Source organism: Kineococcus sp. DHX-1 (genome assembly GCF_042473625.1).
GTDB lineage: Bacteria > Actinomycetota > Actinomycetes > Actinomycetales > Kineococcaceae > Kineococcus.
Window position 1 is genome coordinate 2329162 of sequence record NZ_CP170445.1, and the last position, 25036, is coordinate 2354197.

General features: G+C 73.9%; 24 protein-coding genes, 1 tRNA gene and 1 pseudogene. 10 read left to right on the forward strand and 16 right to left on the reverse strand.

All coding sequences use genetic code 11. From position 1 onward, the window contains the following. Positions 1-42 precede the first annotated feature (42 nt). Positions 43-444 (forward strand): universal stress protein, encoded by a 402-nt coding sequence (locus tag ACFEMC_RS11255; protein ID WP_380176366.1) that lies wholly within the window; start codon positions 43-45, stop codon positions 442-444. A 23-nt stretch (positions 445-467) separates the two neighbouring features. On the opposite strand, the gene ACFEMC_RS11260 is transcribed toward ACFEMC_RS11255, so the two are convergent. The 4 genes from ACFEMC_RS11260 to ACFEMC_RS11275 all read right to left on the reverse strand — a co-directional run bounded on the left by ACFEMC_RS11260 (position 468) and on the right by ACFEMC_RS11275 (position 4809). After that, entirely contained in the window at positions 468-1604 is a 1137-nt protein-coding gene (locus ACFEMC_RS11260; protein WP_380176368.1) for an anhydro-N-acetylmuramic acid kinase, read from the reverse strand. A gap of 10 nt (positions 1605-1614) precedes the next feature. Then, positions 1615-3369: a selenocysteine-specific translation elongation factor gene (selB, locus tag ACFEMC_RS11265; protein WP_380176370.1), complete on the reverse strand. Its 1755-nt coding sequence runs from the start codon at positions 3367-3369 to the stop codon at positions 1615-1617. Next, positions 3366-4673, reverse strand: coding sequence for an L-seryl-tRNA(Sec) selenium transferase (gene selA / locus ACFEMC_RS11270; RefSeq protein WP_380176372.1), 1308 nt, complete (start codon positions 4671-4673; stop codon positions 3366-3368). The genes selB and selA overlap by 4 nt, the downstream gene beginning before the upstream one ends. Positions 4674-4713: 40 nt before the next feature. Beyond that, a tRNA-Sec gene (locus ACFEMC_RS11275) sits at positions 4714-4809 on the reverse strand. Between the two features lie 30 nt (positions 4810-4839). Between ACFEMC_RS11275 and selD the strand changes: the two genes are divergently transcribed. Next, a complete protein-coding gene (gene selD / locus ACFEMC_RS11280; protein WP_380176374.1) occupies positions 4840-5823 on the forward strand; it encodes a selenide, water dikinase SelD in 984 nt (327 codons plus the stop codon). Between the two features lie 4 nt (positions 5824-5827). Here selD and ACFEMC_RS11285 read toward each other — a convergent pair whose 3' ends face one another. From ACFEMC_RS11285 to fdh, 4 genes and pseudogenes are all read right to left on the reverse strand, one after another. Beyond that, entirely contained in the window at positions 5828-6625 is a 798-nt protein-coding gene (locus ACFEMC_RS11285) for a formate/nitrite transporter family protein (protein WP_380176376.1), read from the reverse strand. Positions 6626-6641: 16 nt separating this feature from the next. After that, positions 6642-7754, reverse strand: coding sequence for an NrfD/PsrC family molybdoenzyme membrane anchor subunit (nrfD, locus tag ACFEMC_RS11290; RefSeq protein ID WP_380176378.1), 1113 nt, complete (start codon positions 7752-7754; stop codon positions 6642-6644). Beyond that, positions 7751-8842, reverse strand: a complete 1092-nt coding sequence (locus tag ACFEMC_RS11295) for a 4Fe-4S dicluster domain-containing protein (RefSeq protein ID WP_380176380.1) — start codon at positions 8840-8842, stop codon at positions 7751-7753. The genes nrfD and ACFEMC_RS11295 overlap by 4 nt, the downstream gene beginning before the upstream one ends. Positions 8843-9048: 206 nt before the next feature. Then, positions 9049-12291: pseudogene (gene fdh, locus ACFEMC_RS11300) on the reverse strand (formate dehydrogenase); the annotation flags it as partial. Positions 12292-12321: 30 nt separating this feature from the next. On the opposite strand from fdh, the gene ACFEMC_RS11305 reads away from it, so the two are divergent. The 4 genes from ACFEMC_RS11305 to ACFEMC_RS11320 are packed head-to-tail and all read left to right on the forward strand — an operon-like array spanning position 12322 to position 16456. Further along, positions 12322-13200 carry an aldo/keto reductase gene (locus ACFEMC_RS11305; protein WP_380176382.1) on the forward strand — a complete coding sequence of 293 codons (879 nt, stop codon included), beginning with the start codon at positions 12322-12324 and terminating at the stop codon, positions 13198-13200. Positions 13201-13209: 9 nt separating this feature from the next. Beyond that, positions 13210-14286 carry a permease gene (locus tag ACFEMC_RS11310; RefSeq protein WP_380176384.1) on the forward strand — a complete coding sequence of 359 codons (1077 nt, stop codon included), beginning with the start codon at positions 13210-13212 and terminating at the stop codon, positions 14284-14286. Positions 14287-14297: 11 nt separating this feature from the next. Further along, positions 14298-15533 carry a CaiB/BaiF CoA transferase family protein gene (locus ACFEMC_RS11315; RefSeq protein ID WP_380176386.1) on the forward strand — a complete coding sequence of 412 codons (1236 nt, stop codon included), beginning with the start codon at positions 14298-14300 and terminating at the stop codon, positions 15531-15533. Further along, positions 15530-16456 carry a hydroxymethylglutaryl-CoA lyase gene (locus ACFEMC_RS11320; protein WP_380176388.1) on the forward strand — a complete coding sequence of 309 codons (927 nt, stop codon included), beginning with the start codon at positions 15530-15532 and terminating at the stop codon, positions 16454-16456. Before ACFEMC_RS11315 ends, ACFEMC_RS11320 begins: the two co-directional genes overlap by 4 nt. 1 nt (position 16457) lies before the next feature. Here ACFEMC_RS11320 and ACFEMC_RS11325 read toward each other — a convergent pair whose 3' ends face one another. Both ACFEMC_RS11325 and ACFEMC_RS11330 read right to left on the reverse strand, forming a co-directional pair. Then, positions 16458-17105 carry a hypothetical protein gene (locus ACFEMC_RS11325; protein WP_380176390.1) on the reverse strand — a complete coding sequence of 216 codons (648 nt, stop codon included), beginning with the start codon at positions 17103-17105 and terminating at the stop codon, positions 16458-16460. Continuing rightward, complete coding sequence (locus ACFEMC_RS11330) at positions 17092-17559, reverse strand: hypothetical protein (RefSeq protein ID WP_380176392.1); 468 nt, start codon at positions 17557-17559, stop codon at positions 17092-17094. Before ACFEMC_RS11330 ends, ACFEMC_RS11325 begins: the two co-directional genes overlap by 14 nt. Positions 17560-17572: 13 nt before the next feature. Between ACFEMC_RS11330 and ACFEMC_RS11335 the strand changes: the two genes are divergently transcribed. From ACFEMC_RS11335 to ACFEMC_RS11350, 4 genes are all read left to right on the forward strand, one after another. After that, positions 17573-18754 (forward strand): HNH endonuclease signature motif containing protein, encoded by a 1182-nt coding sequence (locus ACFEMC_RS11335; protein WP_380176394.1) that lies wholly within the window; start codon positions 17573-17575, stop codon positions 18752-18754. Between the two features lie 7 nt (positions 18755-18761). Continuing rightward, complete coding sequence (locus ACFEMC_RS11340) at positions 18762-19256, forward strand: hypothetical protein (RefSeq protein WP_380176395.1); 495 nt, start codon at positions 18762-18764, stop codon at positions 19254-19256. Positions 19257-19341: 85 nt separating this feature from the next. Further along, positions 19342-19683 (forward strand): TraR/DksA family transcriptional regulator, encoded by a 342-nt coding sequence (locus ACFEMC_RS11345; RefSeq protein ID WP_380176397.1) that lies wholly within the window; start codon positions 19342-19344, stop codon positions 19681-19683. A gap of 19 nt (positions 19684-19702) precedes the next feature. Beyond that, entirely contained in the window at positions 19703-20524 is an 822-nt protein-coding gene (locus ACFEMC_RS11350; RefSeq protein ID WP_380176398.1) for a class I SAM-dependent methyltransferase, read from the forward strand. A 4-nt stretch (positions 20525-20528) separates the two neighbouring features. Here the strand turns inward: ACFEMC_RS11350 and ACFEMC_RS11355 are convergent, their stop codons facing one another. Genes ACFEMC_RS11355 through ACFEMC_RS11380 form a run of 6 tightly spaced genes read right to left on the reverse strand, consistent with a single transcriptional unit; the run spans position 20529 to position 25028 of the window. After that, a complete protein-coding gene (locus ACFEMC_RS11355; protein ID WP_380176400.1) occupies positions 20529-21269 on the reverse strand; it encodes an SAM-dependent methyltransferase in 741 nt (246 codons plus the stop codon). Further along, complete coding sequence (locus ACFEMC_RS11360; protein ID WP_380176402.1) at positions 21266-22141, reverse strand: glycosyltransferase family 4 protein; 876 nt, start codon at positions 22139-22141, stop codon at positions 21266-21268. The genes ACFEMC_RS11355 and ACFEMC_RS11360 overlap by 4 nt, the downstream gene beginning before the upstream one ends. Next, on the reverse strand, positions 22138-22521 hold the full coding sequence (locus tag ACFEMC_RS11365) for a 6-pyruvoyl tetrahydropterin synthase family protein (RefSeq protein WP_380176404.1): 384 nt from the start codon (positions 22519-22521) through the stop codon (positions 22138-22140). Before ACFEMC_RS11365 ends, ACFEMC_RS11360 begins: the two co-directional genes overlap by 4 nt. 10 nt (positions 22522-22531) lie before the next feature. Next, positions 22532-23509: a zinc-binding alcohol dehydrogenase gene (locus tag ACFEMC_RS11370; RefSeq protein WP_380176406.1), complete on the reverse strand. Its 978-nt coding sequence runs from the start codon at positions 23507-23509 to the stop codon at positions 22532-22534. After that, the gene (locus ACFEMC_RS11375) at positions 23506-24678 is read right to left on the reverse strand and encodes an alpha/beta hydrolase family protein (RefSeq protein ID WP_380176408.1); all 1173 of its coding nucleotides are present in this window, start codon (positions 24676-24678) and stop codon (positions 23506-23508) included. The genes ACFEMC_RS11370 and ACFEMC_RS11375 overlap by 4 nt, the downstream gene beginning before the upstream one ends. Next, on the reverse strand, positions 24675-25028 hold the full coding sequence (locus tag ACFEMC_RS11380; protein ID WP_380176410.1) for a hypothetical protein: 354 nt from the start codon (positions 25026-25028) through the stop codon (positions 24675-24677). The genes ACFEMC_RS11375 and ACFEMC_RS11380 overlap by 4 nt, the downstream gene beginning before the upstream one ends. Positions 25029-25036: the final 8 nt, after the last annotated feature.

Below are 25036 nucleotides of genomic sequence, written 5' to 3' on the forward strand. Positions count from 1 at the left end.
AACCCCACGACCCCTGAGCACACCGACACCGCGGAGGACACCGTGACCGCAGAACTGCAGACCACCGGCGACGTCGTCGTCGCCGTCACCGACCGCCCCGAGGGAGCCGCGGCCCTGGCCTGGGCCCTGGAACGGGCCAGCAGCCTGGGACTGGGGGTGCAAGCGGTCCCCCTGACCTCCGACGCCCCATCGACGCCCGTCCACGTCTCGCAGCAGGTGCGGCGCACCGTCGAGGAGGGCGCCCGGCAGGCCGGCGTCGCCGCCCACCTGCACCACCCCGATCCCGACGTCGCCGAGCAGCTCATCGCGCTCAGCACGGCCGGCGCCGACGTCGTGGTGCTGCCCGTGCGGAAGCGGTCGGCCACGATGAAGTACCTCATGGGCAGCATCGCCCAACGGGTCATCGGCGAGGCCGCCTGCCCCGTGGTGACCGTCCGGTCCTGACCCGGCCGGTCGGCCGGTCGGCGTCAGGACAGGTGCAGGGCCGCCGGCCACGGCTCGCGGGGAGCGGTGGCCGGCAGGCCGGACCGTCCGGGCGTCACCTGCCCCAGGACCCGCTCACCGCGGGCCCCCGTGCAGCTCGGCACGTTCCCCGGCCGCCCCGTGGCGAACGCGTACCCCAGCAGCGCGAACGCGATCGCCTCCTTCTCCCCCGCAGGGCAGCCGATCTCGTCGGACAGCACGACCCGCGCGCGCAGTTCCCGCCGCAACCCGGCGAGCAGGACGGGGTTGCGGACGCCACCCCCGGAGGCGACCACGACGTCCACTCCCGCGAGGGCGTCCGCCACGGTCCGCACGGTGAGTTCGGTGAGCGTCGCGACGAGGTCGGCCGGCGAGGGGACCCGGCCGTCGAGAAACCCTTCGACGTATCCGGGGTGGAACAGTTCCTTGCCCGTCGACTTCGGCGGCGTCCGGGCGTAGAACGGCTCGGCCAGCAGGTCGGCCAGCAAACCCTCGTCCACGGTTCCGGCGGCCGCGAGCCGGCCGTCGCGGTCGATGCCCCCGGCGGCGACGTCGACGAGCGCGTTGGCGGGACCGGTGTCCCACGCGCGCACCGGTTTCCCCGGCGCGCAGACGGTCACGTTGGCGATGCCCCCGAGGTTGAGCGCGGCGGCCGTCAGTCCCTCCTCGACGAACGGGGCCAGCAGCAGGGCGTCGAGCAGCGGCACGAGCGGGGCGCCCTGACCTCCCGCGGCGACGTCCGCGGTCCGCAGGTCCGACACCACTGGTCTTCCGGTCGCTTCGGCGATCCACGCGGGCTGACCCAGCTGCAGGGTTCCCCGCACCTGCCCGCCCTCGACCCAGTGGAACACCGTCTGCCCGTGCGAGCAGACGAGGTCGAACTCCTCCCCGACCGCGACCGCGGCGGCCGCGAACTCCTGGCCGATGCGGACGTCGAGGGCGCACACCTGCTCGAACCCGGGGCGGGCCGGGGGCAGCGCCGCCACGAGGTCGGCCCGCAGGGACGCGGAGTACGGCACCGAGCGGTGCTCCCCCAGCCGCGCCCGCAGGACCCCGTCGTCCCCCGCGGTCTCGGAGAACTCCACGACGGCGACGTCGATGCCGTCGTGCGAGGTCCCCGACATCATCCCCAGGACCCTCATGCCGGGGTCCTCACCGCAACCGCCGCCGGTCGTCGGGTTCGCGCACCGTGACGCCCGCCGCGTCGAGCGCCTCGAGCAGCGGCACCGCGACGCGGCGGGACGTGCCGAGCGCCTTGCGCGCCTCGCTGAGCGCGAACGGTTGCGGGACGGCGCGCAGCGCCGCGACGGCCCGGTCGCGGTACCCCGGTGCCAGCACGACCCCGTCGGCGACGCGTTCCAGCCGGCCGGCCCGCACGGCGGCCGCGAGTTCGGACCGTCCCAGCCGCAGGTCCCGCAGGCGTTCCACGTCGGGGGCCGCGAACGGCGCCACCGCGAGGTCCGCCAGGACGGCGGCGACCGCGCGTTCGACCGCCGGCGGCAGGTCGTCGGTCCGTTCCACGACCCGGCCGTCCCGCACCCGCAGGGGGTCGGCGACGAGCGCCGTGACCACGTCGAGGTCGGGCAACCGGAGCGTGCGCCGCACGTGCTCCAGCGTCGGCCCGGGCTGCAGGGGCTCCTGCGCGCGGTGGCTCCGGACCACCTCCGGCACCCGCGCGCGCTGCGCCGCCCACCAGGCCGGATCGGCGTACCAGTCGCCCACGACCGGCCGCCCCGCCACGGGAACCCCCATGGCCCGCAGGGTGGCGCCGCGGACCAGGTGCCGTCGGCGCAGTTCCGAGGCGAGGTCGGGGCCGTGGCCGTCGGCGAGGACGTCGGCCAACTCACCGGCCCGCGCGGCGGCCGCCCCCCGTCGCCGCAGCGCGGGCGGCAGGACGTCGAGCACCGCGGCCGCGCCGAGGACCTCGTGCCGGGCCGGGTCCCGCAGCAGCAGCCGGTCCCCCACGACGATCGGCAGCGGCGCCCGCAGCTGCAACCGCACGAGCGCGCCGCCCAGGGGCCGCACCCGAGCGGGGACGGCGGCCGAACCGAGGTGCACGACGAGTTCCGCGGGGAGGTCACCGGTGTCGGCCCGGACGTCGAGCACGTCGGTGCGGACGTGCGTCCCCGGCGTCAGGAGCGCGTCACCGCGGCGCACGTGCCGCCGGTCGACGCCGCGCAGGTTCAGGGCCACCCGCGCCACACCCGCGACGCGGTCCACGGTCCGTTCCAGCGACTGCACGCCCCGCACGTGCACGGTGCGCCCGCCGACGACGAACTCGTCGCCGACCGCGACCGTCCCGGCCGCCAGGGTTCCCGTCACCACCGTCCCGGCGCCCGTGACGGAGAAGCTCCGGTCGACCCAGAACCGCACGGGCGCAGCGGCGTCCGGCACGGGGACGTTCCCCAGGACCTGCGCGAGCGTCGAGCGGACGTCGTCGAGACCATCGCCCGTGACGGCGCTGCACGCCACCGCGGGCACGTCGCCGAGGCTGGTGCGGCGCAGTTCGGCCAACGCCGCGTCGCGGGCCGGGCCAGGGTCGGTGAGGTCGGCGCGGGTCACCACCAGGAGCCCGTACCGGACGTCGAGCGCGTCGAGGGCGGCGAGGTGCTCGGCCGACTGCGGCATCCAGCCCCCGTCGGCCGCGACGACGAACAGCACGACCGGCACCGGGCCGACGCCTGCGAGCATCGTCGGCACGAACCGCTCGTGCCCCGGCACGTCGACGAACGCGACCGTCCCCGCACCGGGGACGTCCGTCCACGCGTACCCGAGGTCGATCGTCAGCCCGCGGCGCTTCTCCTCCTCGTACCGGTCCGGGTCCCGGCCGGTGAGGGCGCGCACGAGGGAGGACTTCCCGTGGTCGACGTGACCCGCGGTCGCCACCACGCTCGTCGGGCCGGTCATCCCGCCACCGCACGCACGGCGGCCACGACGAGCTCGTCCGCGTCGGTCGGCACCGTCCGCAGGTCCAGCAGCAACCGGCCACCCTCGACGCGGCCGGCGACCGACGCGTCCCCCGTCCGCAGCGGGACGGCCAGGTGCGGCGGCAGCGAGACGACCCAGGACTCGAGGTCCACCCCCGGGGCACCGCCCCCGCCGACGACGGCAGCGGACGGCCCCACCGAGACGTCGATGCCGCTGCGCCGCAGCGTTTCCGCCACCGCGGTGCACCGCGCGCGGAGCACCTCGGGATCGGCGTGCACGGCGTCGCGCGTGGGGTTCGGCGCCGCCCGCACCGTCGCCTCCAGCGCGGCGAGGGTGAGTTTGTCCACGCGCAGGGCCCGCGCCAGCGGATGACGCCGCAACCGTTCCACGAGCCCCGCGTCGCCGAGCAGCAACCCCGCCTGCGGACCGCCGAGCAGCTTGTCGCCCGACGCGGTCACGAGGTCGGCACCCGCGGCCAGGACCGTCGCTGCGTCGGGTTCGTCGGGCAGCGCCGCGTCCGGACCGAGCAGCCCGGACCCGATGTCGACGACGACGGGAACCCCCAGGGTCGCGAGTTCCGCCGCCTCCACGCCAGCGGTGAACCCGGTGACCACGAAGTTCGAGGGGTGCACCTTGAGCACGAACCCGGTCCGGTCGGACAGGACTGCACGGTAGTCGGCGAGCGAGGTGCGGTTCGTGGTGCCGACCTCCCGCAACCGGGCCCCGGTGGACTCCAGCAGGTCCGGCAGCCGGAACCCGTCGCCGATCTCCACGAGTTCGCCGCGGCTGACGACGATCTCCTTCCCGGCGGCCAGGGCCGTGGCGACGAGGACGAGGGCGGCCGCGCCGTTGTTGACGACGTGCACGTCGCCGGCGGCGGGGACGGCGGCACGCAGGGCGGCCATCGTCCCGCGGCCCCGGCGGGCCCGCCGCCCCGTGACGAGGTCGAGTTCGACGTCCGTGGCGCCCGCGGCGGTCACGACGGCGTCGACGGCGGCCGGCGAGAGCTGCGCCCGGCCGAGGTTGGTGTGCAGGACGGCACCCGTGGCGTTGAGGACGCGCCGCAGCGTCGTCCCCGCCGGGGGCAGCGCCGCGAGGACCGCGGGCACCAGGGCGTCGGCCGACACCTCACCGGCCCGCACCCGCTGCTGGACCGCGCGCACGACGTCCTTGACGACGTCGCGGCCCCGGTCGGCGACGGCGGCGGCCACCCGGGGGTCGGCCAGCACCGCGTCGGTGCGCGGCACGGTGCGTCGGGGGTCCTGCGGTTCCGCGGGCTGCACACGGGCAACCTACGCGACACCTCCCGCGGGGCTGCGTGCGTGGCGGAGGCGGATGGGAATCGAACCCACCTGACCGAGGTGCTCGGTCACGCCGGTGTTGAAGACCGCGGGGGCCACCAGGCACCCGTACGCCTCCACGCACGCGGGGCCAGCCTACGGTGGGGCCATGAGCGACCTCCGGAGACTCACCCAGTACGCGCACGGCGGCGGCTGCGCCTGCAAGATCCCGCCCGGTGAGCTCGAGGAGATGGTCGCCGGTCTCGCACCGCGAGCCGGCGAGGACCTGATCGTCGGTGTCGGCGACGACGCGGCGGTCGTGCGCATCGAGGGCGGCCGCGCCGTCATCGCCACCGCGGACTTCTTCACCCCCGTCGTCGACGACGCCTACACCTTCGGCCGGATCGCCGCGACCAACGCGCTGTCCGACGTCTACGCGATGGGCGGGACCCCGCTGGTCGCCGTGAACCTGCTCGGGTGGCCGCGGGACGTGCTGCCCGCCGAGCTGGCGCGGGAGGTGCTGCGCGGCGGCGCCGACGCGGCGGCCGCGGCGGGGTGCTTCCTCGGCGGCGGCCACAGCATCGACGACCCCGAACCCAAGTACGGCATGGCCGTGACGGGGATCGGCGACCCGGACACGCTGCTGCGCGGGGACGCCGCGCAGGCCGGGCTCCCGCTGACGCTGACCAAACCCCTCGGCCTCGGGGTTCTCAACAACCGGCACAAGGCGACGGGTGAGGTGTTCGAGGAGGCGGTCGACGTCATGACGACGCTCAACCGGGACGCCTCGGCTGCGGCCCTCGCCGCGGGCGCACGGTGCGCGACGGACGTCACGGGGTTCGGGCTCCTCGGCCACCTGCACGAGGTCGCCCGGGCCAGCGGGGTCACGGCCGTCGTCGACGCGGCCGCCGTCCCGTACGTCGACGGGGCGCGCCGCTCGCTGGCCGACGGGTTCGTCCCCGGCGGCAGCAGGCGCAACCTCGACTGGGTGCGGCCCCACCTCGACGCCGGTGCGGCCGGTGAGGACGAACTCGTCCTCCTCGCCGACGCGCAGACCTCCGGCGGGCTCCTCGTCGTCGGCGAGGTCCCCGGGTACCCCGTCGTCGGGGAGGTCGTCCCGCGGCGCGGGGACACGACCCTGGTCGTGCGCTGAGCGTTCAGTCCGCCTCGCGGCCGCGCAGGTAGAGGAACCAGTAGAGGACGCCGACGAAGAACCCGCCGCCCACGACGTTGCCGAGACCGGCGAACACCCAGTTGTTGACGATGTGGCCCCAGCCGATGCCGGGGACCCCGGCCCAGTGGGCGGCGGGCAGGAAGAACATGTTCGCGACGACGTGGTCGAACCCGAGGGCGACGAACGCGGTGATGGGGAAGAAGATGGCCAGCACCTTGCCGGCGACGTCCTCGGCGGCCAGGGCCATCCAGACCCCGAGGCAGACCAGCCAGTTGCACCCGATGGCGCGCAGGAAGATCGTCAGGTCGTCCTCGGTGACGGCCTTGCCCGTGGCGATGGCCGCGATGCGGGCGTACGACGCGGTCCCCTCGGCCCCGATGACCCCGGTCTGCACGGCGAGGACGTAGGCGACGAACAAGGCCCCGAGCAGGTTCGCGACGAGGACGACGCCCCAGTTCAGCGCGAGGCGGCCGATCGTGACCTTGCGGCTGAGCAACGCGATGGGGATGAGCGCCATGTTGCCCGTGAGCAGTTCGGACCCGGCGATGATGACGAGCACCAGCCCGAGGCTGAACACGGCCCCCGTGAGGAGGGTGGTCACCCCACCCCACAACTCGGGCTTCAGCCCGGCCGTGACGTCCACGGCGAGCAACCCCGCGAACGCGATGTAGGCCCCGGCGAGGAAACCCCCGACGAGCATCTTGCTGACGGGCAGGTGCGCCTTCTTCTCACCGCTCGCGACGGCGGCGACGGCGATCTGCTCGGGCGTCTTGAACGCCATGTGAACCTCCTCGTGCTCAGGAGGCGCGCTGGCGTGCCTCCAGACGTTCCCGTTGCGGGACGACGACGTACTTCGGGTCCTTCGTCGAGACGACACCCGCCTCGAAGACGGCCATGCGCGTGAGGAACGAGCCGCCCAGCAGGCTCGCCCCGGCCAGGGCCGACACCACCCTCCCCGTCCGCCGCGGCAGGAACCGGGCGGCGACACCCCCGGCGACCCCGGCCACGGTGAGGGCGCGGGCGGTCTTGAGGAACGTCCCCGGCCGGCCGAGGTGGAAGGGTTCGCTGACGAGACCGTGCGCGGTCTCCATCCGGTGCGCGGCAGCGAGTTCCACGGTGGCACCGATGGCCGCCAGCCGCGCGGCGGAACCGCTCTGCGCGACGGGGGCCAGCAGCAGGGCAGCGCCGGACCCGGCGGCGAGCGCGCTGCCGCCGAAGACGAACGGCAGTTCCCGGTAGGGCTCGTGCCAGCTCGGGACCGCCGTGTCGGCGAACAGGACGGCCGTGTACGTGGCCAGCAGCGGACCGGTCAGCGCTGCCCCCACCCCGGCGACCGACCCCGCCGGGGCCGCGACGCGGCGGAGCAGCCCGAGCACCCCCCACTCGGGCAGCAGCGCACCCAGTTCGGCGACGGCGGCGGCCCCGGACAGCGGTCCGAACACCGAGAGGATGTAGGTGCCGACGGACATGGGCGACGTCACCTTCGCGACGCGCAGCATGTTGTAGAACCGTTCGGGCCGGCCGAGGTCGGCGATGAGGAAGTACGCGCTGGCGCCCACGGCCCCCAGCGACGTCGTCCGCAACACCCTGCGCGCCAGCACGTCGCCACGCGCGTCCGCCACGGCGGCGAGCATCGAGCAGCCGGCCGCCAGACCACCGGAGAACAGGTAGTAGGCGATCTCGTGGGTCCACACCGGGGGTTTGAGGACGGCCCGGCCGTAGTAGGACCGGAACTCCGCGTCCGGGACGACGGCGTTCGCGTCCCCCCGCCTCTTCTTCGCCCGCCGGGCCCCCATGCCGGCGTCCCACATCCGCGCGGCCTGCCCGCCGATCGGGTCGGTGCCGGGAACGTGCTCGAACCCCGGCTGCCCGGGCTGGTGCGGGGTCTCCTGAGACGGTTTCGGGCTCACGCGCGCCGCCCCAGCGCGGCGGCCAGGGTGCCGAGCACCATGAAGCCCGCGGCAGCAGCCATGTGCTTGTACATGGACGGCAGGTCGCGCGTGGTGACGACGGGGTCCGGCGGCAGGCCGTACACCTCCGGCTCGTCGAGCAGGAGGAAGAAGGCCCCGTCCCCGCCGACCCCGTCGTCGGGGTCCTCGCCGTAGAGCCGGGCCTCGGTGACGCCCACGTCGTGCAGCTGCTGCCGGCGGCGTTCGGCCCGTTCGCGCAGCTCGTCCAGGTCACCGAACTGGATGGACTCCGTGGGGCACGCCTTGGCGCACGCCGGGGTCTCGTCCTCGCCCAGCCGGTCGTAGCAGAGCGTGCACTTCCAGGCCCGGCCGTCGTCCTCGCGCTTGTCGATGACGCCGTACGGGCAGGCCGAGACGCAGTAGCCGCAGCCGTTGCAGACGTCCTGCTGCACGACGACGGTCCCGAACTCGGTCCGGAACAGCGCACCGGTGGGGCAGACGTCGAGGCAGGCGGCGTGCGTGCAGTGCTTGCAGACGTTGGACATCATCAGCCAGCGCACGTCCTGGCGGCCGTCCCGGTCCGGCAGCGGCGCGGGGGCGAGCATGCCGGGCATGCCCAGGAACTGCCCGCCGGTGTCCTTCGCCGCCGGCGCCGCCGCGGAGGCGCTCCCGCAGCCACCGCCGGAACCGCCGCACCCTCCGTGGGAGGAGTTCTGGTACGCCCGCTCGGCCACCGGGTGCCCGCCCGGGACCCCGGTGCCGAGGCGCGCCGCCTCGGCGAACGCGTCGAACCCGGCCGCAGCGGTGTCCTGCTGCAGGCGGTCCACGGCCGGCCGGGACTGCTCGATGAACGCGACGGCGCGCCAGGAGTCGGCGCCGAGCCCGCCGGTGTTGTCGTACGACAACCCGAGCAGGTCGATCCCGTCCTCGGGGACGGCGTTCCACTCCTTGCACGCGACCTCGCAGGCCTTGCAGCCGATGCAGACCGACGTGTCGGTGAAGAACCCCTTGCGCGGTGGCGGATCGACGTACCCGGCGTCGCGCGCCGGGTCGTCGAGGCGGCCGTACAGGCTGTTGGTGGAAACCACTACCGGCCCTCCAGGTCCAGGTCGGGGTTCGGGTCGAGGACCTCGGGGTCCACGCCGTGCTGCTGCGGGTCGCCGGGCTGCGACCGCGTGTCGTGGCGGACGCTCACCACCTGGTCGGCGAGCCGGTCGTCGTGCCCGGACGCGACGGTCGTCGCCCCCTGCTGCGCCAGCTCCCCGCGGTCCCGCCCCTGCTGCTCCAGCAGGTCGGACGTCACCGCGACGGCGCCCGACGCCATCGTCACGCCTCCACGGACGCGGTACTCGTCCACGTAGGCGAGGGCCTCCCGCCCGCGCGGACGGCGCCCGGCCACGACATCGCACGTCCCGGCCTTGAACTCCTGGATGTGCACGTTCGGGTCCAGCGTCAGGTGCGCGAGGTCGTTGACGACGTCCCCGGTCGTGAGCCCGCCCTGGCCCCAGTGGTACGGGAGCCAGACCTGGTGCACGAGGTCGTTCTGCACCTTCAGCGGGGCCAGGCGGTCGGTCACCATGACCCGCGCCTCCACCACGGCCCGCGCCGTGACGACGTGGGCCCACCCCAGGTGCTCGAGGCCGCGCAACTGCGCCAGTTCGGGCGAGACCTCCATGAAGAGCGCGGGCTGCAGTTCGGCGAGGTACGGCAGGTAGCGGCTCATGCCACCCGCCGTGTGGTGCTCGGTCATGCGGGAGGTGAACCACACGAACGGGAACACCCCGCTGCCAGGTTCGGGCGGCGACGGGTGCACCTCGTTGAGGTGGTTGGTGTAGATCTCCCGCGCCGGGTTCGCCTGCTGGGTGTAGACGGCGTTGCGGAAGGGCGACTCGGCCGGTTCGTAGTGCGCCGGCAGCGGCCCGTCGACGACGCCCTTGGGCGCGTAGAGCCAGGCCTTGCCGTCGCTCTGCATGATGAACGGGTCGTCGCCGGCGATGGCCTCCACCCCCGTCGCCCCGGCCGGCGGCCGGTACGACGGCGGTTTCGTCGCCTCGAAGTCGGCGGTGTCGTCACCGACCCACCGGCCCTGCTCCTCGTCCCACCAGACCAGCGCCTTGCGCTCGCTCCAGGGCTTGCCGTCCGGGTCGGCCGAGGCGCGGTTGTAGAGGACGCGGCGGTTCATGGGCCAGGCCCAGCCCCATTCGGGGGCGTGCAGCGACTGCTCGCGGCCGGGCTTGCGGCGCGCGGCCTGGTTCACGCCGTCGGCGTAGACGCCGGAGTAGATCCAGCAGCCGCTCGACGTCGACCCGTCGGCCTTCAGAGCCGTGTACCCGGGCAGCAGGCCGTCCGGGCCGTACCCGTTGACCTCCTTCAGCACGTCCTCGGAGCTCGGTTCCTGCTCCTCGCCGTGCAGCGGGTAGTCCCAGGCCAGCTTGAGCAGCAGCTGGTCGCGCGGGTCGGTCGAGTCGGCCAGCTTCTCCCGCATGCGCCGGCCGAGGTGGTAGAAGAACCAGAGCTCGCTCGTCGCGTCACCCGGCGGGTTCACCGCCTTCTCCCGCCACTGCAGCATGCGCTGCGTCTGGGTGAACGTGCCCTCCTTCTCCACGTGGGAGGCGGCGGGCAGGAAGAACACCTCGGTGCGGCACTCCTCGGGGACGATCTCCCCCGTCTCGACCTCGGGGGCGTCCTTCCAGAACGTGGCGCTCTCGATCATCACGAGGTCGCGCACGACCATCCAGTCGAGGTTGGCCATCCCGAGCCGCTGGGCCCGGCCGTTGGCGGACCCCACGGCGGGGTTCTGCCCGAGCAGGAAGTACCCGAAGATCTTCCCGCCCTCGATCATGTCCATGACCTGGCTGTAGGTGCCGTGGTCACCGTTGATGCGGGGCAGCTCGTCGAACAGGTAGTCGTTCTCGGCCGTCGCGTTCTCGCCGAAGTACGCCTTGAGCAGGCTCACGGTGTAGGCGTCGGCGTTGGCCCAGAAGCCCTTCTGGTTCTGGCCCTTGATGGCGTCGACGTAGCCCGCGAGATCGGCGTGCCGCTCGGCGTGCGGCATCTGCAGGTAGCCGGGCAGCAGGTTGTACAGGGTCGGGATGTCGGTCGACCCTTGGATCGAGGCGTGACCGCGCAGCGCCATGATGCCGCCGCCGGGCCGGCCCATGTTCCCCAGCAGCAGCTGGAGGATCGCCCCGGTCCGGATGTACTGCACGCCCGTCCCGCGTTGCGTCCAGCCGACGCTGTAGACGAGCGCCCCCGTCTTCTCGCGACCGGAGTTGGAGATCCACGCCTCGGCGATCTCGTCGAACACGTCGAGGGGGATGCCGCAGACGTCGGCCACCATCTCGGGGGTGTACCGGGCGAAGTGCCGCTTGAGCACCTGGTAGACGCACCGCGGGTCCTGCAGCGTCTCGTCGCGCCGGATGTGCTCGTGGTCGACCGAGGCGCCGCCGGATCCGAGGGAGTGCCCCGACTCGCTGTCCGTCGACTCGGCGGTCTCCTCCTGCTCGTCACCCTGGTGCTCGCCGCCGGCGTACTGCCACGAGGCCGTGTCGTAGGAACGGGTGTCGTGGTCGAAACCGGAGAACAACCCGTCGAGGTCCTCGGTGTCCTGGAAGTCCTCCGACACGAGGTGCGAGGCGTTGGTGTACGCCACGACGTACTCGCGGAAGTCGCGCTCCTGCGTCAGGACGCGGTTGATGATCGCCCCGAGGAACACGATGTCGGTTCCCGTGCGGATCGGGACGTACGTGTCCGCCAGCGCACTGGTGCGCGTGAACCGGGGGTCGACGTGGAAGACCTTCGCACCGCGCGCCTTGGCCTCCATCACCCACTGGAACCCGACCGGGTGGCACTCGGCCATGTTCGAGCCCTGGATGACGATGACGTCGGCGTTGCTCAGGTCCTGCAGGTCACCGGTGGCTCCACCGCGACCGAACGAGGCACCCAGACCGGGCACCGTGGCGGAGTGTCAAATGCGGGCTTGGTTCTCGACCTGGATCGCGCCCATGGCCGTGAACAGCTTCTTGATGAGGTAGTTCTCCTCGTTGTCCAGCGTCGCACCACCGAGGCTGGCGATCCCCATCGTGCGGTTGAGACGCCGGCCCTGGTCGTCGCTGTCCTGCCACCCGCGCCGCCGGGCGTCGATCACCCGGTCGGTGATCATGTCCATCGCGGTGTCGAGGTCGAGGTCGCTCCACTCCGTCGCGTACGGCGCGCGGTAGCGGATGGTGGTGGCGCGGGAGTCTCCGTTGACCAGCTGTTCGCTGGCCGAGCCCTTCGGGCAGAGCCGGCCGCGCGAGTGCGGGGAGTCCGGGTCGCCCTCGATCTGGACGACCTTCTCGTCCTTGACGTAGACGCGCTGGCCGCAGCCGACCGCGCAGTAGGGGCAGACCGACTTCGCGACGCGGTCGGCCGTGGCCGTGCGGGGCGTCAGCGACTTCGAGCGCGCCGACTGGGTCGCGGCACCGCGGCCCAGCGGGTCGTCGCCCGTCAGCTGCCGGTAGACCGGCCACCCCTCGAGGAACGTCTTGAGACCCACGCCCGGAACATACCCCCGGTCCGGCTCCGCATGCGCGTCCGACCCACCCGTACCAGGATCACCACCGTGACTGTTCCCACGATCATGCTGAACGACGGCCGCGAGATCCCGCAGCTCGGCTTCGGGGTCTTCCAGATCCCGCCGGAGGAGACCGCCGACGCGGTGCGCACGGCGCTGGAGGTCGGCTACCGCCACCTCGACACCGCGCAGATGTACGGCAACGAGGCCGAGACCCTGCAGGGCGTCCTCGACTCCGGGGTGCCCCGCGAGGAGGTCTGGATCACCAGCAAGCTGAGCAACGCCGCCCACGAGCCGGACGCGGCGCGCGCCGCGGTCGACGCCTCGGTCGAGAAGCTGGGCGGCCCGATCGACCTCTACCTCATCCACTGGCCGCTGCCGACGCTGTACGGCGGGGACTTCGTCTCCACCTGGAAGGTGCTGGAGGAGGCGCGCGCCGACGGACGGCTGAAGTCCATCGGCGTGTCGAACTTCCAGGTCCCCCACCTGCGCCGGCTGGCGCAGGAGACGACGGTGACGCCCGCCGTCAACCAGATCGAGGTGCACCCCTACTTCGGCAACGAGGAGGTGCGCGCCTACTGCGGTGAGCACCAGATCGGCGTCGAGGCGTGGTCGCCCATCGCCCAGGGCAAGGTGCTGGACAACCCGGCGATCACCGCCGTCGCCGAGCGGCTCGGCAAGTCGCCGGCGCAGATCACCCTGCGCTGGCACATCGAGCGCGGCGACATCGTCTTCCCCAAGTCGGTGACGCGCTCGCGTGTGGAGGAGAACTTCGACCTCTTCGACATCGATCTCACCGAGGAGGACCTCGCGCTCATCACCGCGCTCGACCAGGGCGCCGAGGGCCGCATCGGCGGCCACCCCGACACCATGGACTACGTGCCCTCGTAGTCTCGACCGGTGAGCACTCCGGCACTGCCTGCACGCCGCCGCACCCCACGGGGTGCGGCGGCGTTCGCCGTCCTGGCCCTGCTGCTGGCCGCCGGACTGCTGCTGTGGTCGAAGTGGCTCCCCTACTCCGCGCGCGTCGGTGAGCTGTCGGGGACGCACGCGTGGTCGGGGTCGTCGGTGCTGGCCGGGGCGGGCATCGAGGCCGGTTCCGGCCCCAGCCCGGCGGCCGGGTGGGCGTTCACGGAGGTCTACGCGCTCGCGGTGTGGAAGGCCCTCGTCGCCGGGCTGGTCATCGCCGCCGCCGTGCAGACGCTCGTCCCGCGCCGCTGGCTCACGTTGGTTCTGCGGCGGCGCTCGGGCCCCTCGAGCGCTCTCGTCGGCGGACTCCTGTCGACGCCGTCGATGATGTGCTCCTGCTGCACGGCACCCGTCGCGACGGCGCTGCGCCGCAGCGGCGCCCCGACGACCGGGGTCGTCGCCTACTGGCTGGGCAACCCGCTGCTGAACCCCGCCGTCCTCGTCTTCCTGCTGCTCGTCGCGCCCTGGCAGTGGGCCGCCACGCGGTTCGTCGTCGGCGCGCTCCTCGTCGTGGGCGGCAGCGCGCTGGTGGCCCGGCTCGCCGGGGACCGCGTCGCGGCGAGGGCGGTGGACGAGGTCACGTCGCAGCACGAGGAGGGACGCGACGAGGGCCCCCGCCGGTTCCTGCCGGTCCTGGCCCGGATGAGCGCCTACCTCGTGCCGGAGTACCTCGTCGTCGTGTTCGCGGTGGGGACGTTCGCGGGCTGGCTGTTCCCGCTCGGGGAGTCGGCGCGATCGTGGGGTGTGCTGGGCGTCCTCGTCGCCCTCGTCCTGGGGCTGTTGCTGGTCATCCCCACCGCCGGGGAGGTGCCGCTCACCCAGGGGCTCGCTACCGCGGGGTTCGGGCCGGCCGTCGTGGGCGCGCTGCTCATCGCCCTGCCCGCGGTGAGCCTGCCGTCCGCCGTCATGGTCGTGGGCGCGTTGGGGCGCCGCGTCGTGGGGTGGACGATGGTCGTCGCCGCCGCGGGGAGCCTGGTGAGCGCGGGGCTGCTGACGGTGCTCGTCTGAGGGGAGTGCGCGTGACCGACGACCGGAGGGAACTCCCGCTGGCCGGCCTGCGGGTCGTGGAACTCGGCAACTACATCGCAGCACCCACCGCGGGGCGGTTGCTGGCCGACGTCGGCGCGGACGTCGTCAAGGTGGAACGGCCCCGCACGGGCGACGAACTGCGGCAGTGGCGCCTGCACGCCGGGGAGACCTCCCTGCTCTACCGGACGCTCAACCGGGGCAAGCGGTCCATCGTGCTCGACCTGCGGACCGAGGCGGGCCAGGACGTCGTGCTGGACCTCGTCCGCCACAGCGACGCGCTGCTGGAGAACTTCCGCCCCGGGACGCTGGACCGGTGGGGCCTGTCCGCGGAGCGGCTCCAGGCGGCGAACCCCGACCTGGTGGTGGCCCGGGTCTCGGCGTTCGGGCAGACCGGTCCCCTGGCCCCGCGTCCGGGTTTCGCGGCGGTGGCGGAGGCCCACGGCGGCCTTAGGGCGCTCGTCGGGGAACCGGACCGGCCGCCGTCCCGGACGGGGGTCTCGATCGGGGACTCCATCGCCGGGTTGTACGCGGCGTTCGGCGTGGTGACCTCGCTCCTGCAACGCGACCGCCGCGCCGCCACGGGCCGCGCACCGCTGGGGCCGGTGCACCAGCACGTCGACGTCGCGCTGAACGAGGCCGTCCTGTCGGTCATGGAGTCCCTGCTGCCCGACCACTCCGCCCACGGTGTGACCCGGCGGCGGGTGGGGGGTCGCATGGAGGGCATCGCCCCGACCAACGCCTACGCCTGCCGAGACGGCGAGGTCGTGATCGCGGGGAACGGCGACGCGATCTTCGCCCGCTTCATGGCCGCGATCGACCGGCCGGACCTCGCGGCCGACCCGGCACTGCAGACGAACCCGGCCCGCTGGACCCGCCGCGACGAGCTCGACGCGGCGATCGGTGAGTGGACGGGCACCCGCACCCGCGCCGAGGTGCTCACCGTCCTCGACGGCGCGGGAGTTCCCGCGGGCCCCATCCACGAGGCCGCCGACATCCTCGCCGACGAGCAGTTCGCGGCCCGCGGGATGGTGCAGCACCTCACCGTCGACGCCGGGAACGGGCCGCAGGAGGTGGCGTTCCCCGGCATCGTGCCGTTGTTCGGGCCGACGTCGCTGCCCGTGCGCAGCCTCGGACCCGACCTCGGCCAGCACACGCGCGAGGTGCTGGGCGACGTGCTCGGCTGGGACGGTCCCCGCATCGAGGAGTTCCTGGAGGCGCAGGAGTGAGCACCGACCCGGGTTCGTGGGGCGTGGAACTGCGGGACGTGACCCTGCGGGACGGGCTGCAGCTCGTGGGACGGGCACCCTCGACGGAGCGCAAGGTCGAGATCGTGCGTGAACTCCTCGCGCTGGGGGTGCCCTCGCTGGAGATCGGGTCGATGGCCCGGCCGGACCTCGTCCCGACGCTGGCGGACACCCTGGACGTGGTGGACGCGCTGACCCCGGAGGAACTCGAACGCTGCTGGGTGTGGGTGGCCACGCCCGGCCACGTCCGGCGGGCGGCCGAGCGGGGGGCCACCAACTTCCAGTACTGCCTGTCGGTGTCCGACGCGCACAACCGCGCGAACCTGGGACGCAGCACCGAGGCGAGCCTCGACACCGTGCCCGACGGGGTGTCGGCCGCCGGTGGGGGCCGCGTCCAGCTGACGCTCGCCACGAGCTTCACCTGCCCGTTCGACGGACCCGTGGACCCCGACGAGGTCGTGCGGATCGCGGCCGACCCGCGGACCGCCGGGACCGTCGACGTCGTCGTGTGCGACACGCTGGGGCAGGCGACGCCGGGCGAGGTGGGGTCGCTGGTGGCCCGGGTGCGGGCCGAAACTCCCCCACGCCGCACCGGTTTCCACGGGCACGACACGTGGGGTCAGGGCGTCGCGAACGCCCTGGCCGCGGTCCAGGCGGGGGCCGCGTTCGTCGACGGGACGCTCGGGGGCCTCGGCGGGTGCCCGTTCGCACCGGGTGCGAGCGGGAACACCGCCACCGAGGACCTGCTGTTCGGTCTGCGCCCGTCGTGGCTGACCCCGTCAGCGTTCGCCGACGTCGTGCGCCTGGCGGAGCAGGTCGTCGCGGACCTCGGTGAGCGCAGCAGTTCCAAGGCGGCGCAGGGAGCGCGGTCCCGCGCCGAGGCGTTCGACTGGGTCGTCCGCTGACTCAGGCCCAGCTGCCGACGGGGAGGCGGTGGCAGCGGACGCGTTCGAGCTCCTCGCCGCGGTGGCCCCCGTCGCGGGCGACGATGCGGGCGTCGACGAGGGTGCGGTCCGAGCCCAGCAGCACGACGGCCAGCGCGGCCGCCTGACCGCGGTGGGCGAAGCTCCCCCAGCGGCTCGCGACGGCGCCGGCCTCGTCGACGAGCTCGACGTCGCACAGCTCCTCGCCCACCGGCTCCTCGAGGTGCCGGCGCACGTCGGGCAGGGCGTCGACGTGGACGGGGAGCACCATGACGAGTCCGCTGCCGTCGCGCACGTACAGGCGCGGGTGGGTGGTGCCCTGGTCCTCGAGGGCGACGCTGAGCGGGCCCCGTCCGATGCGCTGCTTGGCCATCGTGTCCTCCGTCGAGTCTCCACGACCCGCGGCTCCGCGGGTCCACGGCCACCACGGTGCTCCTGCGGGCTGGGGACGTTCTCCGGGTTCTCTGGACGTTGCCTGAGGTGCTCGACGCTGCACCCAGTCCGAGAAGCGGCGCAGGCCCTCGAGGCGGTTCTCCCCGCCGAGCTCGAGGAGTTCGCGGATGTCGTCGGGGACCTCCGACGCCGGGACGAAACCTCCGCCGTGCTCCCCGAGTTCTTCAGCGCGCGCCATCCGTCGAGTGTGGCCCTTGTCGTGCGCAAGGCCCACGGGCGTTGACGAATCCTTGACACCGAGGGCGACCACCACACTGCCGTGACTCGCGGAAACCGCTGCGGCACAGCGTGTTCACCTTGTTCGAACGAATCCTGGGCGGTAGGATCAGGACATGACGGCGACGATTCAGGAGCAGGTGACGCACACCGTCCTGCCGCTGGACGCCGACGGGTTCACCGACATCGACGTCGACGCCCACCTCGCTGCCTTGCGCCGCGCCGCCGACCAGGCCCACGCCGCCGAACTGCTCGGCCTGGCCGACCTCATCACCCAACTCAGCACCCACCCCCACCCCGACCAGGCCGGGGAACTCATCGAACGCCGCGAGCAGGTCACCCTGCGCCTGCGCGGGCACGACTTCGCCCCCTGGAACCCGCTGCGCGCCGCCGTCGAAGTCGTCGCCCTGCACCACTCCCGCAGCTGCGGTGTCCCCATCGCAGTCGGCCCTCACCCACGTGTGGACCGCCCACACCGCCGGCACCGCCGAACGCCCCGTCTGGGAAGCCGTCGCCGCCGGACAGGTCACCGCCCGCCAAGCCCGCACCATCCTGGCCCAGTCCCGCCGCCTGGCCGCCCGCACCGCAACCCTCACCGCAGACGCCGACACCACGAACGCGAACGGGACGATCACCGAAGGCGCGGCCCTGCTGGACGGTGAGGCTCTCACTGCGGCGCTCGACGCGTTCCACACCACCGCCCTGGCCTGGGCCCGCGACGGCAAGGTCGGCTCAGCCCTGCACGGCCGCTGCTTCCGGCTGCTGGAACGGATGACCCCCCACCACGAACGCGTCGTCCGGCACACCCGCCACCCCGGACGCGAAGCGGTCCTGACCGACTGCGAGGACGGCGCCACCGCCCACCTGTCCCTGAAGCTCCCCCTGGGCCTGGGGCGGCGGTTGATGACGTCCGCCACCGCCTGCGCCGACGCCACCACCGACCACACCACGGCCCACGGCGTCCACGACGACCGGGACCACGCCACCAGGGTCAACGACGCCCTCGTCGACGTCCTGCGCGACGGCCTGACCCGGTGGACCCCGGCCGTCTCCGACCAGACCCACCAGCGCCCGGCCGATGAGGACCACCCCGTCACCACCGGGCGCAGTCACCGGCCCGCGACCAGCGTCCACGTCCTGCTGCGCGTCGATGCGACCACCCTGTTCGGCACCGACGGCCACGACGGCGGGGATCTTCCCGAGGACTCAGCGTGGGTCGACGGCCTCGGACCGGTGAGCATCGAGACCGCGCGGGAACTGGCCGCCGACCCCGACGCCACCTGGCGCAAGGTGATCGTCGCCCCCGGCACCCGGGACGTCGTCGACGTCGCTGCTGACGTCTACCGCCCCTCCGCGGCGCTGCGGCGGTTCATCGTCGCCCGCGACGGGACCTGCCGCGGGCCGGGGTGCGTGCGCCCGGCCGCGGACTGCGACCTGGACCACGTCGTGCCCTGGCCCGACGGCCCCACCACCGCCGACAACCTGCAAGCCCTGTGCCGGACGCACCACCGGTTCAAGACCCAGTTCGTGTGGGAGCACGTCGACGACCGCGCCCGGCGGGTCGTGGCGCTGCGCGCTGCCCGCGACGCCGACGACCCACCACCGTTCTAGGAGTCTCGTGGATCGCCGGACCGTCAGGTCGCGCCGGGCACTGCTCGGCGTGTTCCTGCTCGACGTCTCCTCGGTCACGGTGTTCGTCGTCCGGGCCCTGACTCGACGGCAGTCCGAGGACGTCGACCTCGCTGTCGCGGCCGTGGCCAGCGTGCTGCCCGGCGCGGCAGCCGTGACGCTGGAACTGCGCCGGAGCGTCCCGGCCGTCGAGGTCGTGGGACTGTTCCTCGGTGGATCGGCGATCGGAACCGCGGGGACGCTCGCCTCGGTCCGCCGTCACGGGTGGTCGCCCCCGAGCGTGGCACTGCTCCTCGGCGCCAACCTCGTCGGGGTCCCCTACCTGACGCTCGTGCAGGCCCTGCGCCGGGGAAACCCGGTGGACGTCCCCCGTTCCCCGGCTAGGGTGGCACGCATGGCAGCACAGGCGGGACGTCGCGAGCTCGGGGTGGACCCCCGAGTCACTGCGACACACGCGCCCGAGGCTCCGCCCCCGGACGACTGATCCACACCGAGATCACCGTTCCCAGGGCGCCGCGCATCCGCGAGGCGTCCTTCTTCTTTCTCTGCCGAGTTCCCGAGGAGTCCAGATGACCACGACCACGCAGACGACACCGACTGTCGCCCACGGACTGCCCGGTCCTGCCGACCTGCGTTCGGCGCTCGAGGAGACTCGCGCTGACCGTCGAGCCTTCCTGCAGTCGCTCACGGCCGAGGAACTGCAGACGATGGAATCGGACCCCGCCGAGGCCACCCGCGTCGCCGGCGCACGTCGCACGCTGCAGGAGGTGGACGCCGCGCTGGCCCGCATGGACGCGGGCGAGTTCGGGCTGTGCGTCCACTGCGGGAACCCCATCCCAGCCGAACGCCTCGAGTTCCTGCCCCAGGCCAGCGGCTGCGTGCCCTGCGTCCAGGCCTCGCGCCGCACCTGAGAACCCCGGAGGAGTTCCCGTGGACGACCGCATCGCCACCAACATGCGCAACTGGGACGAGCGCGTCGCCGACCACGTCGTCGCCTACGACGCCGAGGCGTTCGCGGACGACCCGCACGCCGTCGGGGTCGGGGTGGAGGCGGAGGTCCTCCGCCCCCACCTGCCCGGCGGTTCCCTCGACGGTCTCGACGTCGTGCACCTGCAGTGCCACATCGGCACGGACACGATCAGCCTCGCCCGCCGGGGCGCCCGAGTCGTCGGCACCGACCTGTCCGGGGAGGCGGTCACGACCGCGCGCCGGCTCGCCGCCCGGGCGGGGCTGCCGGACGTCTCGTTCGTGCAGACCACGAACGAGGACGCCCCCGACGCCCTGGGCCGGGAGTTCGACGTGGTGCTCACGTCGGTGGGGGTGCTCACGTGGCTGGCGGACCTGCGGCCGTGGGCGCAGGCGGTGGCCCGCCTCCTGCGACCGGGCGGCGTGTTCCTCGTCCACGACGCCCACCCAACGATGAGCGCCCTGCAGCACGACCGGGACGACGACCTCCTGGTCCTCGGTGAGCCGTACTTCTCCGACGGCGGTCCGCGCCGGTTCGACGACGGGACCACCTACGCGAGCGGCACCCGGATGCAGAACGCCGTCACGTACCAGTGGACGCACGACCTCGGCGAGGTCGTCGGCGCGGTCCTCCAGGCGGGACTGCGGATCGTGGCGTTCCAGGAACACCGCTCGATCCCGTGGAAGGCGCTGCCGTCCCTCGTGCCGGGCGACCGGGGATGGGAACTCCCGGAGGGTTCCGCCGAGTGCCCCCTGATGTTCTCCCTGGTCGCCCGCCGCGCCTGAACGTCTACTGCGCCAGCAGGTCCTCGTGCGGGACGACGGCCGCCGACAACGGCTGCACCGGCACGCCGGCCGCGGCGAACCAACCCTCGGCCCAGGCGTCGAGCAGGGGCGAGGGGGCCAATCGCCACGGCGTCTCGTCCCGCTCCACGGACCAGCCGTGCGCCGCGAGGGCGTCGGCGACGAAACCCGTCGCGTCCGGGCCCAGGCCGTGGGCCCGCTGGTCGGCGTCGAAAGCCTCCGCCACCCCCGGGACCGCGGGTTCGCTCGTCGCCCCTCCGGACACGGTGAGGACGAAGAGCACCGCCGGCCTCGGGTCGAGAGTGGAGAGCACCTCGACGAGACCCGTCGCGACGGGGCCGGGCAGCACGTCGAGCAGGGCGGACCCCACGACGACGTCCGCACCGGACAGCACCTCCCGCAGCGCGTCCCGGTCCGCGAGGTCCACGGCGGCCGTCGTGACCGAGGCGGCCGCGGCGACGGGGGTCGCCAGCGCACGGGCGAGGAGGGCCCGGTCGTGGTCGACGAGGACCCACTGCTGCTCGGCCGCCACGCCGAGCTCCCGCAACCGCGCCGCGAGGTGGCGCAGGGTGGACCCCGACCCTGCGCCGAGGTCCACGACCCGGACACGTTCCCGGTCGGCCAACCGGGCCGCCAGGAGCCCTTCCAGGCGCTGGGAGCGGGCGGCGTGGTCCACCGGTTCCCGCAGCGCGAGCCAGTCGGGGTCGAAGTTCTCCAGTCCGGTCACAGCGTCTCCCTCACGATCCGCGCGGTCTCGTCCCACGTCGGCAGTTCCCGGTCGACCGCCGCCCGGCGCGTCGCCGCACGCAGGTCCGCCGAACCGGCCCAGCGCTCCAGCGCGGTGCAGACGTCGTCCACGTCACGTCCCACCACGATCCCCGCCCCGCCGACGAGGTCGGGCAGTTCCCCGCGGTCGGCCACGAGCGACGGGACGCCGCGGGCCAGGCCCTCCGCGACGGCCATGCCGTACGGTTCGGCCTCCGACAGCAGGACGTGCAGGTCGGCCCGGTCCCACTCCGCCTGCAGCGCATCGTGGTCGACCGGCCCCAGCAGCGTGGTGCCCGGGAGGGTGAAACCCTCGGCGACGGTTCCGGCGCACCGCAACGACCACGGGCCCCCGAGGCGCGCGACGGCCTCGGCGACGAGGCGCTGGCCCTTGCGCCCACCGACGGTCCCGACGGACAGGAGGCGGTGCGCCCCTCGCGCGACCGACGGTCGGGCCGGGACCGTCCCGGGTTCGGCGACGACGGCGCGGACCCCGGAGACCTCGAGAACCCGTCGCGCGGCGCTGCGGCTCGGCACCACCACCGCGTCGACTAGACGCAGCGACCGGACCTCGTCGGTGAGGACCGGTTCGGGCGGGACGTCGTCCGAGCGCAGCAGGTGCACGAGCAGGACGAGCCGCACGCGGCCGGAGTGCGCGGCGAGCAGGTCCGGGTGGGCGGAGGCCACCAGACCGTCCAGCAGGACCGAGGCCCCGTCGGGAACCTCCCCGAGCGATCCGACGACCCGGTCGACGACCCCCCGGGCGAGGAGTTCGGCGTCGTAGCGGTTTCCGCCCGTCGGGGTCGACAGGTCGGGGGCGAGGAGGTACCTCACAGCTCCTTCTCGTAGGCCGCCCACGCCACGTCGGACTCGCGCAGGAGCACCGTGATCCCGGCGAGCCCGGCCACGGCGGGTCCCAGGTCGACCGAGAGGCGGTCGGCGATCCAGCGGCAGAGGAACTCGGTGGAGGTGTTCTGCCCCGCGAACTCCTCGACGTCGTCGAGGTTGCGGTACTCGACCTGGGCGAGGACCGCGCGCAGCACCTGCGAGGCCACGCCGATGTCGACGACGAGGCCGTCGCCGTCGAGCTCGGCGCGTCGGAACGTCGCCTCGACGACGAACGTCGCTCCGTGCAGGCGCTGGGCCGGGCCGAACACCTCGCCGGTGAAGCTGTGGGCCACCATGAACCGGTCGCGGACCGTCAACGAGAACATGCCGAACTCCTCAGTAGCTGAAGCGGTGGCAGAGGGCGTCGCCGCCCACGGCGGCGATCCCGGGCAGGACCTCCGCGGACCGCTCGAACGGGGTCACCCCGTCGAGCAGGGCGTCGAACCGCTCGTCGCAGAGCAGGTCCAGCGCCAACGCGAGCCGACGCCGCGTCGTCCACCGCGGCGCGCGGGCCGGCGGCACCCGCCCCACCTGCGAGGCGCGGATCGTCAGCCGCCGGGAGTGGAAACCCTCCCCCAGGCCGACCTCGACGCTGCGGTCGCCGTACCAGCTCATCTCCGCCAGCAGGCCCTCGTCGCCGAGCAGCTGCAACCCCGTCGTGAGTCCCGGACCCGTTCCGCTGGTGTGCAGGACGACGTCACGCTCGCGCCGCGCGTCGTCGGGCGCGACGAGCCGGAACCCCAGCCGCTCCGCGGTCCCCGCGCGGTCGGTGCGCACGTCGACGGCCTCGACGTCGGTGCCCGGGACGCGCGCGGCGAGCGTGGCCACGAGCAGTCCGAGGACCCCTGCTCCGACGACGCTGACGCGGTCGCCGATGCCGAGGCCGGCGTCCCAGACGCCGTTCACCGCGGTCTCCAGCATCCCGGCCAGCACCGCCCGGCCGGGTGGGACCGAGGCGGGCACGGGCAGCACGGACGAGGCCGGTACGACGTAGCGGTCCTGGTGCGGGTGCAGGCAGAACACCCTGCGCCCCACGAGGTCCTGGGCCCGCGGACCGGCCTGCTCCACCGTTCCGACGGACAGGTACCCGTACTTCACGGGGAACGGGAACTCCCCGGACTGGAACGGGGCCCGCATGGTGTCGTGCTGGCTCGAGGGGACGGCGCCGGCCAGGACGAGCGCCTCGGTCCCGCGGCTGACGGCCGAGAACTCCGTCCGGATCTCGACGTCGGCGGTGCCCAGCACGGGCAGCAGTTCCTCGCGCAGTTCGACCTGGCCCGGCCCGGTCGTCCACAGCGCGTGGGCCACGCTCACGCGTCCGCCTCCAACCCCGGGGTGAGGAACCCCCGGACGGCGGACTCCCAGCCCTGCGGGTCCACGTTCCACTCCTTCGTGTGCCGCGCAGTGCTGCTGGCGACGTAGGTGATGAGGTCGGGACGCGCCTGCGCCAGCCGCTGCGAGGGCCCGGACGGCACGTAGTCGTCGGCGTCGGAGTGCAGGAGCAGGACCGGCAGCTGCAGTTCCTCGGCCCGGCGCACCCAGTCCATCGCCCGCAGGTCGACGGGCCCGGGAACCCCGACGAGGCGACGGCCGACGGGGTGGCCGAGCAGTTGCACCCCCAAGCGGCCCAGTCGGACCGGGACACCGGCCTGGCGCGCCTGGTGGTCCAGCACGTCGAACCAGTCGACGACGGGACCGTCCAGCACGAGGGACGTCACGTGCTCGGCCAGGGGCGAGCGGGCCACGAACTGCAGGACGATCGCGCCGCCCATCGACCAGCCGACGAGGAGGAGCCGTCGCGCACCGCGGTCCAGGGCGTACCGGGCCACGGCCTCGACGTCGCGCCACTCGGTGTCCCCGAGGCCGTAGAGCCCCGGTTTCACGGTCGGGGCGTCGGCGTCGTTGCGGTAGGCGGGGACGAGGCACGGCACCCCCAGCCCGTGCAGGACGGGAACGGCGCGCAGCGCCTCCTCACGCGTCGCCCCGCGACCGTGGACGAGCACCGCCCAGGTGCCCGAGGCACCGTCGACGGGACCCGGCACCGACCAGCACGGCAGGGCGCCGACGTCGCTCGGGACGAGGACGTCCTCGTGCGGCAGGCCGAGGGCCGCGGTCGGGTCACCGGCGAAGTAGTACTGGTTCCAGCGCGCCCGGCCCGGGGCGGGGACGCCCGCGTCGACCCCGAGCAGCTCGCGCGTGACGCGTCCCTCACGGCTCTCGAGGATCTCCCCGACCCGGAAGTGCCCGCGGCCGCCGTCGGTCCAGACGCCGTACCGGCCGGGCACGACGGTGTCGACCGTGGCCGACAGCACGACGCGGCGGGGGCCGACCTGCAGGACCTCGAGGTCGTCGGGCTTGTGGCGGCGGGGGGTCACGACGGCGCGGGCGAAGGACACCGCGGTCGCGGTGAGGGCGGCTCCCGTCACCGTCGCGGCGGTGGCCGTCGCGACGGCCCCGACCGCGGCGGCGCGGCGGCCGTTCACGCACCGCCCCGCAGGGCGAGCCGGACCAGCGGGACCTGCAGCGGCAGCCGGACCGTCGTGACGACGCGGGCGCGGGTCGAGCCGGAACGCCAGGCGTCGACGGCCATCTGGGCGTTGGCGGGCCACACGGCCACCAGGAAGGCGGCGGCCGCGCGGGAGGTGGCGCGTCGCGTCGCGGGCACCGCGTAGCCGGCCGCCAGGCCCAGCTCCGCGACTCCCGAGGCCAGCGTCCAGGTCCGCGCCGGGCCGGGCAGGGCGCGCGGGACGATGACGTCGAAACCCCGGGGGCGCAGGAAGTGCGCCACCCCGGCCACCCCGAAGAGGGCCGCGGGGGCGACCCACCGCGGCACCGCACGAC